Raw genomic sequence first — 13,108 nt, 5'->3', positions numbered from 1 at the left:
GCGCAGCCCCACTCCTGAGGAGGGCCGGCACCCCGCGAGGGTGCCGGCCCTTCCGGCGTCTCAGCGCGCAGTGCTCAGCGGCCAGCGGGCGTGCTCGCCTCGAGCCCCTCGAGCTCGGCGAGGATCCGCTCGCGCAGCGCGTCGGCCCCGGCGGCCAGCTCCCGCTGGCGCCGCACGTACTCTGCCTTCCCGCGCGGGGTCTCGATCGGCACCACCCCGTAGCCCAGCGGCCGCACGTCGTACGGGCTCGCCTCCATGTCCAGCACCCGCGTGGCGCGGGCGTGCTCGAAGCAGTCCAGCACCAGGTCCGAGGGCAGCAGCGGCGTGAGCTTCATGGCCCACTTGTACAGGTCCATCCCCACGTGCAGGCAGGCCGGGTTGTCGTGGTCGACCTGCGTCGCACGGGTCGGCTCCATGGAGTTGCGCGGTGCGGCCGACGGGGTGAAGAAGCGGAACGCGTCCAGGTGCGAGCAGATCAGGTTCTCCCGCTCCACGACAGCGTCGGTCTCGGCCTGCGTGAGGCGCAGGGGCAGGTCCTCATGGCGCTGCTGCCCCTCGGTCAGGCCGTGCACCATCGCCCACTCGTGCAGCCCGAAGCAGCCGAACTCCGGCCGGCGCCGCGTGAGCGTCGAGGCCCGCAGCAGCCGCGTCATGAACGAGAAGGCAGAGGCCCGCTCCGCCAGATACCGCGCGACATCCGCCCGCCGCACCGCCGGGGTTCCCTCCGGCCCCGCCTCGTCGACGTACCAGGACCGCCTCCCCGCCTCGTCGACGTCGGCGATGACCGGGTTCCCGTCGGCATCGAGATCGGCCGACGCCTCGTATCCCACCCGCCAGCCGGGATGCCAGCGCCGCAGCCGAGCAGGGGAGAAGGGGTAGTAGGTGAACAGGAAGTCCTCCACCGCATGCTTCTCGCCGCGCTGCTTCCGCTGCCGATGCGCGGCCGTCAGCGCATCGGCCCGCTCCTCGTGCGCCGTGCGCGCAGCAGCGGCCTCGGCGGCCGTCAGCACCGTCACCGCCCGAACTCCCCGGCCAGATAGCGCCGATGCGCGTCGATCGCCGCGAGGGTGCAGCGGGTCGGCGACGTCCCGTCGGAGCCGTGGGCCGTCGGCATCTCTCCCCGCCACAGGGCGAAGTTCATCGAGGTGGCGGGCGGCCTGACGGTGGACCCGTCCGTGAGGACGATCTCGGTGGCGCGCGGAGCGCGGAAGGTCGCGGGTCCCACACGGACCAGCCGGATCTGAGACCACGGCAGACGACGCGTGCTGAGGTGCGAGGCGACCTCGATCCCCGCCGTGGTCACGGTGAAGCGCTGCCTCATGGTGATCACGAACATGCAGCTGACCAGCAGGATGAGGAGTCCGGCGACGAGGCCGAGCACGATCCCTGCGGTGGAGCCCGAGGTCGCCCCGAGCACAGCGACCAGGATCGCCAGGGGCAGCAGGACCAGCACGGCGAGCGCGATCGCGACGATCAGGGACCAGGGGCGCTCCGGCGTGCGGAAGAGGACGACCGGGGTGCTGGGGTGGGACGACAACACGTCTCCATGATGCCGCACGGTCCCCAGCGCACGAACGGATGGGGAGTGCTCCCCATCGCGGGCGGCGGTCCTCGCTGTCTAGGCCTCACCCGACGACACGATGAGAGGGCGGGGTGGGGATCATGACTTTCCTAGGAGCGGACACCGAGGCGCTTCGGGCACAGGAGGAGCTCACGGGGAACGGGGCACGTCAGCTCGAGGGGCTGGCGCTCCGGATCGGCATCGCCGTGCGCACGGCGACCTGGATCGGCCCCGACGCCGACCGGTTCCGCGACGACTTCGAGAGCCGGGTGCGGGAGCGCATCGAGGAGGCCCTGGAGGATCTGCGGCGACGGCTCGAGGAGCTCCAGCGCGAGGCCGAGGAGCAGGACCAGGCCAGCGACGGGGACGGCGGCGGGTCGCTCTGGGACACCATCGGCACGTGGCTCGAGGAGTACGAGCCGCTCGAGAGCGACGGCTTCTGGGGTGATCTCCTCGGCGACAACGGCCTGCTGGGCCTGGACATCTTCGCCGGGGTCACCTCTGCGATCGATGTGGCCGGCATGTTCGACCTGGGCACGGCCGGTGACGTCCTCAACCTCGTGGGCGACGCCGCCACCATGGGCATCGCGATGTACGACGGGCTCCAGGCCTTCCAGGACGGTGATCTGTTCGGAGTGCTCGACGCGGGCATCACCTACGGCATCAACGGGCTGGACATGGCGTTCACGGCCGTCGGCATGATCCCCCACCCCGTCACGAAGATCGTCGGCGGTGCGGGCGGGATCGCCACCGGGGCCCTGGATGTCGGGTGGAACGCCCTGACCGTCGCGACGGCGCACAATCCGGACTCGATCGGAGGCGGATCGCCGACGCGAGCACTGCTGGAGATGCCGGGGCACACGGTCGAGCAGCTCACGGGATGGAGCGGCCTCCGCGAGGGGACCGACACCGTGCTCGGCGGGGCCGAGGACCTCTTCAGCGACGGCAGCGAGGCCATCAGGGACGCGGTGCCCATCCTCGACCCGATCATCGACATGCCGCAGCGAGGCGTCGAGGCCGTCGGGGACCTCCTCTTCGGCTGAGCTCGCCGCCGGCGGATCAGCCGGCGCTGAGGAACTCCGAGAGCTGGGCGCGCAGGCCGTCGCGCCCCACTCGCACGGCGTCGAGCACCGAGCGCTGCAGGGACGGGCCCTCGGACGTCGGGTCCGAGGGCTGGAGGGCGACGGGGGAGGCGCCGTCGTGCACCACCCAGAGCATCCGACGTTCTCCCTCCGCGCGGTCCTCGACGAGGACCTGCACCCGACGGACGGGGGCGGCGAGGATCGCCCCGAGATCCCTGTCGGCGAGGAGCTCCTCGAAGGTCCCGGAGCGGACCTCCGGGGCGGTCTCGCCGACCGGTGCGCCGTCGAGCTCCGGGTCGCCCAGCATCCAGAGAGCCTGGACCCGGGCGGCGCTGTCGGCCGTGCTCATCGTGAAGTGGTGGATCCCGTTGGCGGAGATCTGCTCCTGCATCACCGACCCGTCGAGGTCGGCGAAGGCCTGCACCGCGCCGCGCGTCGGGTCGTCGAGGTCGCTCAGGGTCGCGCGTCGTCGTGAGTAGACCCGACACCCCACGATCCCGGCCGGCAGCGCGGCGGGCAGGAGGTCGTCCGGATCGCCCATCGGTTCGCGGCCCTCGACCGACGCGAGCGTGCGCTCCGGTGCCACGCCGCCGCTCGCGAGCTGGCCGCGCACTGCGGAGGACAGGAGCAGGTCGCGCTCGGCATCGCTTCCCGCCGATCGGTCGAGCCACGGTGTGAGCAGCGCCAGAGGATCCCCTGCCCCGTGCAGCACCACCAGCTGCTCGTCGGTCAGGCTGCCCAGCGCCGTGGGGCCGGGATCGGCGTGCCGCGCGAGCGCGGCGGCCGCGGTCGCGATGCGTCGCTCACGAGTGGTGCTGGTCGAGTCCGCGCTCTCGGTCATGGTGATCCCCCGATCGGTCATGGGAGCAGGGTGCGTGGCTGGGCGAGGCGAGCAGGACCTGGCTCGCCCATCACCCAGGACGCCGCCCCTGTCGTCGGGTGGAGCAGTGCTTCCTCCCCAGCACCCCTCCGTCCACATCCGCGGCTGGGCCATCGCGGGGCCTGCGAGAGGACCCCTAGCGTGCCGGGCATCCCCTCGACCGCCCCACCCAAGGAGCCCCCGATGACCGGCATCGACTTCGACTGCCATGCCTGCGCGGCGACCCACCTCGGCACCGACGGCACCAGGGACCGGCCCTGGCCGGTGCTGTCCTTCGCGGTCCCGGACCCCGTGCTCCGGCTCGCCCCGCACGAGCTCCGTGACGCCGAGATCACCGAGGACCTGTGCTGGATCGAGCGTCGCGAGGGGGCCGAGCAGTACGTGCGGGTGTCGATGCACGTGCCGATCCTCGACGACCCCGAGCGCCGCATGGAGTACGCGCCATGGGTGTCCCTGGCCGAGGGCGACGTGATCGACATCCTCGATCACCTCGGGGACGACGGCTATCGCACGGTCTACCCCGGCCGTCTCGCGAGCGCGCTGCCGGGCTATGAGAATGCGGGCCCCGTGCCGGTCCTCGTGCACTCCCGCGGGGACCTCCGCCCGCTGATCGGCCCGGACCCCACGAACGAGAGCCCGCTCGGGCGCGACCTCCTGGACGGCATCACCCGGGAGGAGGCCGAGCTGCGCATCCGTGCCTTCCTGTTCCGGTGAGCCGCGGCGAGGGGCGGAGGGGAGAGGTTCTCAGACCTCGTCGAAGGCCGATCCCTCAGGAACCTGCGCCTCGGCCAGCAGCTCCCGCACCCTCGGGATCACCTCGGTGCCGTAGAGGCGGATCGACTCCATCAGCTGCTCGTGCGGCATGGGGCCGCTGGCGTACTTCAGGTCGAAGCGGTCGATGCCGAGCGAGGTGATCGTCTGCGCGATCTTCTGCGCGACGGTCTCCGGGGAGCCGACGTACAGTGCGCCGTGGTCCGCCTCCGCGTGGAACTCCCCGATCCCCGAGGGGCCCCAGCCGCGCTCGCGCCCGATCTCGTTGCGGTTGTGGATCCAGTGCGGGGCGAGCTGCTCGCGCGCGGCGGCGTCGGTCGCGGCGACGTGCCCGGGGGAGTGGACACCGACGGGGCGGCGCTGCCCGCCGAGCTTCGCGGTCGCCTCGTGGAAGAGGTCGACGTAGGGCGCGAAGCGCTGCGCGGGCCCGCCGATGATCGCGAGCATCAGCGGCAGTCCGTGGCGGGCGGTGCGGATCACCGAGTTCGGGCTCCCGCCGACGGCGACCCAGGTGGGCAGCTCCCGCTCCAGCGCGGGGTGCAGCGACTGCTGCTTCAGCGGCGCGCGGGTGGTGCCGGACCAGGTGATCGGCTCGCCGGCGAGCGCCGTCACCAGCAGGTCGAGCTTCTCCTCGAAGAGGGTCTCGTAGTCCTGCATCGCGAAGCCGAACAGCGGGAAGGACTCGGTGAAGGAGCCTCGGCCCACGGTGAGCTCGGCCCGGCCCTGCGAGAGCGCGTCGAGCGTGGAGAAGCGCTCGACCACCCGCAGGGGGTCGTCGGAGCTGAGCACGATCACGGCGGTCCCCAGCGTGATCCGTTCGGTGCGCTGCGCGAGCGAGGCGAGCACCATGTCGGGCGCGCTGACCGCGAAGTCGGGCCGGTGGTGCTCGCCGATCGAGAAGTGGTCGATGCCGACCTGGTCGGCGAGCTCGCCCTGGGCGACGATGTCGCGGATCACCTGCGCCGGCGCGACGGGATCTCCTGCGCCGTCCACGGTGACGTCCCCGAAGGTGTCCAGGCCGAAGGTGATGGATCCAGGATCGATGCTCATCTGACTGCGCTCCCCGCTAGAATGATTGACGATTCAAGCATAGGGGAGTGCGGCGGCGGGGTCCAGCCCACGGTCCTGCGCCCTGCCGCGCAGCGGGCTCACCGCCCTTCCCATTGCGGCTCCCGCTTCTCGGCGAAGGCCGCCGCGCCCTCGGCGGCATCCTCGCTCGAGAACACGCGCTGCTGGGCCTCCCGGATCCGCCGCCACGCCGGCCGCCCCCAGCTGTCCTCGTGCACCGTCGAGTGCACGAGATCCTTCGTGGCCCGCACCCCGAGCGGCGCGTTCGCGGCGATCCGCTCAGCCAGCGCGAGCGCCTCCACGAGGACCGCACCGGGCGCGCTCACGGAGTTGACCAGCCCCCACTCCAGGGCCTCCTGCGGCGAGATCCGGTCCCCGGTCAGCAGCTTCTCGAGCGCGAGCTTGGGCGGCACCTGCTGCGGGAGGCGCATCGCCCCGCCCGCCACCGCGATCAGCCCGCGACGCACCTCGGGCAGCGCCAGATGCGCCGCCGGATCGATCAGCGCCAGGTCGCTCGCGAGCACCAGCTCCGCCCCGAGTCCGACGGCCGGACCGTTCACCGCCGCGATCACGGGCACGGAGACCAGATGCCCCGCGATCCCCGCGAAGCCCCGCTCGGGCCGGGTGCGGGAGTGGGCGCTCTCCCCGCGGGCGAAGGCCTTGAGGTCCATCCCGGCGCAGAACGCCCGGCCTGCCCCGGTCAGCACGATCACCCGCGTCGCCGGATCCGCCTCGGCCTCCGCGACCGCGTCACCGAGCGCGGTGGCGAGGGCGTCGTCGACCGCGTTCAGCGCCTCTGGGCGGTGCAGCGTCAGCACACGGACATGCTCGTGCTGTGCGGTCAGCACCAGCTCCCCTCCGCTCATCGCGGACCCATCCTGATCGCCCCGTCGAGACGGATCACCTCGCCGTTGAGCATCGGGTTCTCCACGATGTGCCGCACCAGCGCCGCGTACTCCGCGGGCCGGCCCAGCCGGCTCGGATGCGGGACCTGCGCCGCGAGGGAGTCGCGCACCTCCTCGGACAGCCCCGCCATCATCGGCGTCTCGAAGGTGCCCGGCGCGATCGCCATCACCCGGATCCTCGAGGCGGCGAGCTCCCGGGCGGCGGGCAGCGTGAGCGAGGCGACGGCGCCCTTGGAGGCCGCATAGGCCGTCTGCCCGATCTGCCCGTCGAAGGCGGCCACCGACGCCGTGTTCACGACGACCCCGCGCTCCTCGCCCAGCTGCGGCACCGACTGCATCGCCTCGGCGGCGACGCCCATCACCGTCACCGTGCCCAGCAGGTTCACGCGCACCACCTGCTCGAAGCCCGTCAGCGGCATCAGTCCGTCGCGGCCCACCAGCCGCTTCGCCTGCACGATCCCGGCGCAGCTGACGACCACTCGCAGCGGACCGAGCGATACAGCGAGCTCCACGGCCTCCCGCACCTGCGCTTCGTCGGTCACGTCGGCCGCGACGAAGCGCGCCCCGCCGCCGAGCCGCTCGGCGACGACCTTGCCGTCTGAGCCCGGCAGGTCCACGAGCACCACGTGGGCGCCGGCCGCGGCCAGTGCCTCCCCGGTCGCGAGCCCCAGGCCTGAGGCGCCCCCGGTCACGAGTGCGACATTCCCTGCGACATCCATCGGTCTGCCGCCTTCCTCGCGCTCCGTCGCGCGATCGGTCCGTCTGCGCGCGAGCCTATCCCGCCGCCCCCGCTTCGGGGCGGCCGCGGGCGAGCGCCTAGACTGGCGCGCATGCGCATCGCCCGATTCACCACCGGCGAAGACCCGATGTTCGGCATCGTCCAGGAGAAGGACGGCCAGGACATGGTCTACGGCATCACCGGTGATCCCCTGTACACAGAGATCCGCCCCACCGGGAAGATCCTCCCGCTCGAGGACGTGCGGCTGCTCGCCCCCGTCATCCCGCGCTCGAAGGTGGTGTGCGTCGGCCGGAACTACGCCGCCCACGCCGCCGAGCTCGGCAACGAGGTGCCCGACCAGGCCCTGTACTTCCTCAAGCCCAACACCGCCGTCGTCGGCCCCGGCGACCCCGTGGTCGTCCCCTCCTACAGCCAGGAGGTGAGCCTCGAGGCGGAGCTGGCCGTGGTCATCAAGCGGATGGCCAAGGACCTCGCGCCCGAGCAGGTCGCCGACCACGTGCTGGGATACACCTGCGCGAACGACCTCACGGCCCGGGACTCCCAGCGCGCCGAGGACCAGTGGTTCCGCGCCAAGGCCTTCGACACCTCCTGCCCGATCGGGCCCTGGATCGAGACCGATCTCGATCCTGCCGCAGGACTGGCGATCTCCTCCCGCGTCGACGACGAGACCGCCCAGTCCGGCTCCACGGCCGACATGGTGCGCGGCGTGCCCGAGCTGATCGCCGAGATCTCCTCCGTCGTGACCCTCCTGCCCGGCGACATCGTGCTCACCGGCACCCCCGCCGGCGTCCGCACCGTCGAGCCCGGCGCCCGGATCGACGTCGAGATCGAGGGGATCGGGACCCTGTCCAACCCCCTCGTGCGCCGCTGAGCCCGCCCCCGAACCTCCAGGGAGAACCCTTCGTGACCACCACCCCCGCATTTGCCTCGACCCCCGACGAGGTCCGCGTCCGCTTCTGTCCCAGCCCTACCGGCACCCCGCACGTCGGCATGGTGCGCACCGCCCTGTTCAACTGGGCCCACGCCCGCCACCACGGCGGCAAGCTCGTCTTCCGCATCGAGGACACCGACGCCGCCCGCGACAGCGAGGAGTCCTACCACCAGCTGCTCGACGCCATGCGCTGGCTCGGCATCGACTGGGACGAGGGCGTCGAGGTCGGCGGCCCGGACGGCCCCTACCGCCAGTCCCAGCGCGGCGAGATCTACCAGGACGTGATCGCCAGGCTGAAGGAGTCCGGGCACATCTACGAGTCCTTCTCCACCGCGGAGGAGATCGCCGAGCGCCACCGCGCCGCCGGCCGCGACCCGCAGCTCGGCTACGACGGCCACGACCGCGACCTCACCGAGGAGCAGAAGGCCGCCTTCCGCGCCGAGGGCCGCGAGCCCACCTGGCGACTGCGCATGCCGCAGGAGGACATCACCTTCACCGACATGGTGCGCGGCGAGATCACCTTCAAGGCCGGCTCCACGCCCGACTTCGTCGTCGTGCGCGCGAACGGCCAGCCGCTCTACACCCTGGTCAACCCCGTGGACGACGCCCTCATGCGCATCACCCATGTGCTGCGCGGCGAGGACATCCTCTCCTCCACCCCGCGCCAGATCGCGCTCTACCGGGCGCTGATCGAGATCGGCGTCGCCGAGCGCGTGCCCGAGTTCGGCCACCTCCCCTACGTGATGGGGGAGGGGAACAAGAAGCTCTCCAAGCGCGACCCGCAGGCTGACCTCTTCCTCTACCGGGAGCAGGGCTTCATCCCCGAGGGCATGGTCAACTACCTCGCCCTGCTCGGCTGGGGCTTCAGCGCCGACGAGGACATCTTCAGCCGCGAGCAGCTCGTCGAGCGCTTCGATGCCTCCGACGTGAACCCGAACCCGGCGCGCGTGGACCTGAAGAAGGCCACCGCCATCAACGCCGACCACATCCGTCTGCTCCCCGAGGACGTCTTCGTCGAGCGGCTCATCCCGTACCTGCAGTCCGGGGGAGTGCTCGGCGAGGCCGTCACCGAGGAGCAGCGAGCCCTCGTCGTCGCCGCGGCGCCGCTGGTGCAGACCCGCATGAACCTCCTCGGCGAGGCGAGCGACCTGATGGGCTTCCTCTTCGTGGCCGACGAGGACCTCGTGGTCCAGGACGACGCGACCAAGAAGCTCGGCGACGACCCCGTCGCGGTGCTCGACCGCGCGATCTTGGAGGTCGAGGCGATCGCGGAGGACGCGTTCACGGCCGCGGCGCTCGAGCCGGCCCTGCGCGGCGCGATCGTGGACGACATGGGCATCAAGCCCCGGCTCGCCTTCGGGCCGCTGCGCGCCGCGATCTCCGGCCGGCGCATCTCCCCGCCCCTGTTCGAGTCCATGGAGCTGCTGGGCCGCTCCTCGAGCCTCGTGCGCCTGCGCGCCCTGCGCGAGCGCCTCGCGGCGGAGGCCTGAGCGGCAGGGCTGTGGGGCCCGGCAGGACAGCGTGCCGAGCCTCACAGCCCGAAAGGGCCCTCTCGCTTTGTGCTCCGCGGGAGAAGCCGGTAGAGTCTTCACTCGGTACGGCACGCAGAACAGCGCGGGAAGTCCACGGGAACCACCGGGGAACGGAACGTGAAGGGCTGCGGAAAGTGCTTCTTACCATGGGGTATGGTGTAATTGGCAACACAACGGTTTCTGGTACCGTCATTCTAGGTTCGAGTCCTGGTACCCCAGCGCTTCGCAGCGATCATCCGCTGCGCGGTCCGCGCCCCGTTCGTCTAGCGGCCTAGGACGTCGCCCTCTCACGGCGGTAACACCGGTTCAAATCCGGTACGGGGTACGAGGCGAGATCCACTGGATCTCGCACCCGCCCCGTTCGTCTAGCGGCCCAGGACGTCGCCCTCTCACGGCGGTAACACCGGTTCAAATCCGGTACGGGGTACGAGCAGGAGCCGGCACCACTGGTGCCGGCTCCTTCTGCATTCCGAGGTCCTGTCGGCGGGCGGCCCCGACAGAGTATCGTCGTGACATGACGCACACAGAAGCTCCGAAGATCACGGTCGGCGTCTTCGACGCGGACGAGTCCGATCAGGCGGTCCGCTGGGCCGCACGCCATGCCGCCACCGTCGGCGGCGCCCTCCATCTCGTCCACGCCTTCGTGTGGACCGAGCTCGACGTCAACGTCGACCCGATCTCCGGGATGCCGGGCTCCGGCTTCCGCAGTGCGGCCGACACCCTGCTGCGCGAGGCCGCCGAACTCGCGCGGGAGCGGGCCCCCGAGGTCGAGATCACCACCGAGGTGATCGACGGCAACTCCGTGCCGGTCCTGGTCCACGCGAGCCAGGGCTCGGACCTGCTGGTCCTCGGCGGGCGGGGACTGGGCCGGCTGATGACCCTCATCGTCGGCTCCAAGAGTCTCGCCCTCGCCGCCCGCGCCCACTGCCCCGTCGTGGTGGTGCGGGGGAACATCGACGGCGACGGCCCCGTCGGCCTCGTGCACCATGAGAGCTCGACCGAGGTGGTGGCCCGCGCCGCCGACCTCGCGGAGGCCTACGGACGGGACATCCACCTCGTGGTGCGGCCGGGCACCTCGCCCGAGCAGGCCCAGGAGATCCTTGCCGCCACGGCGCAGCGGATCGCGCTCAGCCACCCCTCGGTCTTCGTGAAGGACGTGGCCGTGGCGACCTCCGACAACGCCAAGCAGCTGGTCGAGGCCAGCGAGAACGCGAGCGTCATGGTCGTGGCGGGGGAGCGGGACGAGGGCGGCTCCGGGAAGATCGCCGCGCCGCGCCAGCTCGTGAACGTGCTGCGCTACGCCAACACGCCCGTGTGGATCGAGCGGGAGTGAGGCGCGGGTGATCAGGCGCCGGCTCGGCGCAGCAGCTCGGTGAGATGGTTCGCCGAACTCATCACGGACGGGGCATGGAGCCGGCCCGGCTGACGGGTGATCCGCTCGATCGGCCCGGAGATGCTCAGCGCCGCGACCACGCGTCCGTTCGGCCCGCGCACCGGCGCGGAGACGGAGCCGACGCCCGGCTCGCGCTCACCGATCGACTGCGCCCAGCCGCGACGGCGCACCGCCGAGAGCTGGGTCGCGGTGAAGCGCGCCCCGAGCAGGCCCCGGTGGAGCCGGTCCGGCTCCTCCCAGGCCAGCAGGATCTGCGCGGCGGAGCCCGCCCGCATCGTCAGCGCCGCCCCGAGCGGGACCGAGTCGCGCAGGCCGATCGGCCGCTCGGCGGCGGCCACGCAGATGCGGTGGTCGCCCTGGCGGCGGTACAGCTGCGCGGACTCCCCGGTGTGGTCCCGCAGGGCCGCGAGCACGGGCCCGGCCGAGGCCAGCAGCCGGTCCTCGCCGGCGGCCGCGGCGAGCTCGCCGAGGCGCGGACCGAGGATGAAGCGGCCCTGCATGTCACGGGCCACCAGATGGTGGTACTCGAGCGCCACCGCGAGGCGGTGCGCGGTGGGGCGGGCCAGTCCCGTCGACTGCACGAGCTGGGCGAGGGTGGCAGGGCCGGCCTCGAGGGCGCCGAGCACGACGGCGGCCTTGTCGAGCACGCCGACGCCGCTTCCGTTCTCCTCCGGGGTGTTGTCCATGCTCCGATATTGCCGTCTTATTGAGTGAGACGCAAGTGCATCGGATCGTGGACCCGCCCACGATGAGTGCAGCGCCCGAGACCGGGTGCGACGGCGCATCAGCACGCATCCCCACGAAGGATGCAGGGAAGGATCGACATGGCGGGGACCCTCGCGGAGAAGGTGTGGGCGGATCACGTGGTCCGCCGCGGTGAGAACGGCGAGCCGGATCTGCTCTACATCGACCTCCAGCTCCTGCACGAGGTCACGAGCCCGCAGGCCTTCGACGGCCTGCGCCAGGAGGGGCGCGAGCCCCGCCGCATCGATCAGACCCTCGCGACCGAGGACCACAACACCCCCACGATCGACATCGACAAGCCGATCGCGGACATCACCTCGCGCACCCAGATCGACACGCTGCGCCGCAACGCCGAGGAGTTCGGCGTGCGCATCCACTCCCTCGGTGACAAGGATCAGGGCATCGTCCACGTCGTGGGACCGCAGCTGGGGCTGACCATGCCCGGCATCACCGTCGTGTGCGGCGACTCGCACACCTCGACCCACGGCGCGTTCGGCGCGCTGGCCTTCGGCATCGGCACCTCCGAGGTGGAGCACGTGCTGGCCACCCAGACCCTGCCGCTGACCCCCTTCAAGACCATGGCGGTCACCGTCACCGGCTCCCTGAAGCCGGGCGTCACCGCGAAGGACATCATCCTCGCCGTGATCGCGAAGATCGGCACCGGCGGCGGCGCGGGCTACGTGCTCGAGTACCGCGGCGAGGCGATCCGCGAGCTCTCCATGGAGGGCCGCATGACGATCTGCAACATGTCCATCGAGGCCGGCGCCCGCGCCGGCATGATCGCCCCGGACGAGACCACCTTCGAGTACGTCAAGGGCCGTCCCCACGCCCCGCAGGGGAAGGACTGGGACGAGGCCGTCGAGTACTGGAGGACCCTGCGCACCGACGACGACGCGACCTTCGACGCCGAGGTCGTCATCGACGCCGACGAGCTCGAGCCCTTCGTCACCTGGGGCACCAACCCCGGCCAGGGCCTGCCGCTGTCCGCCGCGGTCCCCGCCCCGGAGGACTTCGTCGACGAGACCGACCGCTACGCCGCCGAGCGGGCGCTGGAGTACATGGATCTCGTCCCCGGCACGGCGCTGAAGGACATCAAGGTCGACACCGTCTTCATGGGCTCGTGCACCAACGGCCGCATCGAGGACCTGCGCGCCTTCGCCTCCGTGCTCGAGGGTCGCACCAAGCACCCCGACGTGCGCGTCCTGGTCGTGCCGGGCTCCGCCCGCGTGCGCCTCCAGGCCGAGCAGGAGGGCCTGGACAAGGTGTTCCTCGACTTCGGCGCCGAGTGGCGCCAGGCCGGCTGCTCGATGTGCCTGGGCATGAACCCCGACCAGCTCGCCCCGGGCGAGCGGGCCGCCTCCACCTCCAACCGCAACTTCGAGGGCCGGCAGGGCAAGGGCGGGCGCACCCACCTCGTCTCGCCCGTCGTCGCCGCCGCCACCGCTGTGCGCGGCACCCTGTCCTCCCCGTCCGACCTGCTGACCCACGCCTGAGGAGCCCCG

13 protein-coding genes and 3 tRNA genes are annotated in these 13,108 nt (G+C 71.9%); 9 read left to right on the top strand and 7 right to left on the bottom strand.

Annotation, left to right across the window (positions count from 1 at the left end; all coding sequences use genetic code 11):
- Positions 1-74 precede the first annotated feature (74 nt).
- Positions 75-1,016 carry a 3-methyladenine DNA glycosylase gene (locus tag DEU31_RS14405; protein ID WP_133677636.1) on the bottom strand — a complete coding sequence of 314 codons (942 nt, stop codon included), beginning with the start codon at positions 1,014-1,016 and terminating at the stop codon, positions 75-77.
- A complete protein-coding gene (locus DEU31_RS14400) occupies positions 1,013-1,540 on the bottom strand; it encodes a PH domain-containing protein (protein ID WP_133677635.1) in 528 nt (175 codons plus the stop codon). The genes DEU31_RS14405 and DEU31_RS14400 overlap by 4 nt, the downstream gene beginning before the upstream one ends.
- 122 nt (positions 1,541-1,662) lie before the next feature.
- Here DEU31_RS14400 and DEU31_RS14395 point away from each other — a divergent pair, with 122 nt between their 5' ends.
- Complete coding sequence (locus tag DEU31_RS14395) at positions 1,663-2,604, top strand: hypothetical protein (protein ID WP_133677634.1); 942 nt, start codon at positions 1,663-1,665, stop codon at positions 2,602-2,604.
- Between the two features lie 16 nt (positions 2,605-2,620).
- Here DEU31_RS14395 and DEU31_RS14390 read toward each other — a convergent pair whose 3' ends face one another.
- Complete coding sequence (locus DEU31_RS14390; protein ID WP_133677633.1) at positions 2,621-3,505, bottom strand: hypothetical protein; 885 nt, start codon at positions 3,503-3,505, stop codon at positions 2,621-2,623.
- 201 nt (positions 3,506-3,706) lie between these two features.
- On the opposite strand from DEU31_RS14390, the gene DEU31_RS14385 reads away from it, so the two are divergent.
- Positions 3,707-4,237 (top strand): DUF2199 domain-containing protein, encoded by a 531-nt coding sequence (locus DEU31_RS14385; protein ID WP_133677632.1) that lies wholly within the window; start codon positions 3,707-3,709, stop codon positions 4,235-4,237.
- A 30-nt stretch (positions 4,238-4,267) separates the two neighbouring features.
- Here the strand turns inward: DEU31_RS14385 and DEU31_RS14380 are convergent, their stop codons facing one another.
- From DEU31_RS14380 to DEU31_RS14370, 3 genes are all read right to left on the bottom strand, one after another.
- Positions 4,268-5,344: an Atu2307/SP_0267 family LLM class monooxygenase gene (locus DEU31_RS14380; RefSeq protein WP_133677631.1), complete on the bottom strand. Its 1,077-nt coding sequence runs from the start codon at positions 5,342-5,344 to the stop codon at positions 4,268-4,270.
- A gap of 98 nt (positions 5,345-5,442) precedes the next feature.
- Positions 5,443-6,228, bottom strand: coding sequence for an enoyl-CoA hydratase-related protein (locus DEU31_RS14375; RefSeq protein ID WP_010552258.1), 786 nt, complete (start codon positions 6,226-6,228; stop codon positions 5,443-5,445).
- Positions 6,225-6,986 (bottom strand): SDR family NAD(P)-dependent oxidoreductase, encoded by a 762-nt coding sequence (locus DEU31_RS14370; protein ID WP_133677630.1) that lies wholly within the window; start codon positions 6,984-6,986, stop codon positions 6,225-6,227. The genes DEU31_RS14375 and DEU31_RS14370 overlap by 4 nt, the downstream gene beginning before the upstream one ends.
- A gap of 111 nt (positions 6,987-7,097) precedes the next feature.
- On the opposite strand from DEU31_RS14370, the gene DEU31_RS14365 reads away from it, so the two are divergent.
- From DEU31_RS14365 to DEU31_RS14340, 6 genes are all read left to right on the top strand, one after another.
- Positions 7,098-7,877 carry a fumarylacetoacetate hydrolase family protein gene (locus tag DEU31_RS14365; RefSeq protein WP_053916783.1) on the top strand — a complete coding sequence of 260 codons (780 nt, stop codon included), beginning with the start codon at positions 7,098-7,100 and terminating at the stop codon, positions 7,875-7,877.
- Between the two features lie 32 nt (positions 7,878-7,909).
- Entirely contained in the window at positions 7,910-9,427 is a 1,518-nt protein-coding gene (gene gltX / locus DEU31_RS14360) for a glutamate--tRNA ligase (protein ID WP_133677629.1), read from the top strand.
- Positions 9,428-9,616: 189 nt separating this feature from the next.
- Positions 9,617-9,688, top strand: a tRNA-Gln gene (locus tag DEU31_RS14355).
- A gap of 33 nt (positions 9,689-9,721) precedes the next feature.
- A tRNA-Glu gene (locus DEU31_RS14350) sits at positions 9,722-9,794 on the top strand.
- 29 nt (positions 9,795-9,823) lie between these two features.
- Positions 9,824-9,896, top strand: a tRNA-Glu gene (locus tag DEU31_RS14345).
- A gap of 87 nt (positions 9,897-9,983) precedes the next feature.
- Positions 9,984-10,802, top strand: coding sequence for a universal stress protein (locus DEU31_RS14340; RefSeq protein WP_133677628.1), 819 nt, complete (start codon positions 9,984-9,986; stop codon positions 10,800-10,802).
- Positions 10,803-10,813: 11 nt separating this feature from the next.
- Here the strand turns inward: DEU31_RS14340 and DEU31_RS14335 are convergent, their stop codons facing one another.
- A complete protein-coding gene (locus tag DEU31_RS14335) occupies positions 10,814-11,548 on the bottom strand; it encodes an IclR family transcriptional regulator (RefSeq protein WP_010552253.1) in 735 nt (244 codons plus the stop codon).
- Positions 11,549-11,686: 138 nt separating this feature from the next.
- Here DEU31_RS14335 and leuC point away from each other — a divergent pair, with 138 nt between their 5' ends.
- Positions 11,687-13,099: a 3-isopropylmalate dehydratase large subunit gene (leuC, locus tag DEU31_RS14330; RefSeq protein ID WP_126985164.1), complete on the top strand. Its 1,413-nt coding sequence runs from the start codon at positions 11,687-11,689 to the stop codon at positions 13,097-13,099.
- Positions 13,100-13,108 lie beyond the last annotated feature (9 nt).

The organism is Brachybacterium sp. AG952 (genome assembly GCF_004362645.1).
Lineage (GTDB): Bacteria > Actinomycetota > Actinomycetes > Actinomycetales > Dermabacteraceae > Brachybacterium > Brachybacterium conglomeratum.
This window is presented reverse-complemented; position numbering and strand designations above follow the sequence as displayed.

What these genes read in the sequence shown, in the direction of transcription:
- DEU31_RS14340 (WP_133677628.1), top strand. Translation starts at nt 9,984, where the DNA reads ATGACGCACACAGAAGCTCCGAAGATCACGGTCGGCGTCTTCGACGCG.
- DEU31_RS14375 (WP_010552258.1), bottom strand. Translation starts at nt 6,228, where the DNA reads ATGAGCGGAGGGGAGCTGGTGCTGACCGCACAGCACGAGCATGTCCGT.
- DEU31_RS14335 (WP_010552253.1), bottom strand. Translation starts at nt 11,548, where the DNA reads ATGGACAACACCCCGGAGGAGAACGGAAGCGGCGTCGGCGTGCTCGAC.
- leuC (WP_126985164.1), top strand. Translation starts at nt 11,687, where the DNA reads ATGGCGGGGACCCTCGCGGAGAAGGTGTGGGCGGATCACGTGGTCCGC.
- DEU31_RS14390 (WP_133677633.1), bottom strand. Translation starts at nt 3,505, where the DNA reads ATGACCGATCGGGGGATCACCATGACCGAGAGCGCGGACTCGACCAGC.
- DEU31_RS14370 (WP_133677630.1), bottom strand. Translation starts at nt 6,986, where the DNA reads ATGGATGTCGCAGGGAATGTCGCACTCGTGACCGGGGGCGCCTCAGGC.
- DEU31_RS14365 (WP_053916783.1), top strand. Translation starts at nt 7,098, where the DNA reads ATGCGCATCGCCCGATTCACCACCGGCGAAGACCCGATGTTCGGCATC.
- DEU31_RS14385 (WP_133677632.1), top strand. Translation starts at nt 3,707, where the DNA reads ATGACCGGCATCGACTTCGACTGCCATGCCTGCGCGGCGACCCACCTC.
- DEU31_RS14380 (WP_133677631.1), bottom strand. Translation starts at nt 5,344, where the DNA reads ATGAGCATCGATCCTGGATCCATCACCTTCGGCCTGGACACCTTCGGG.
- DEU31_RS14395 (WP_133677634.1), top strand. Translation starts at nt 1,663, where the DNA reads ATGACTTTCCTAGGAGCGGACACCGAGGCGCTTCGGGCACAGGAGGAG.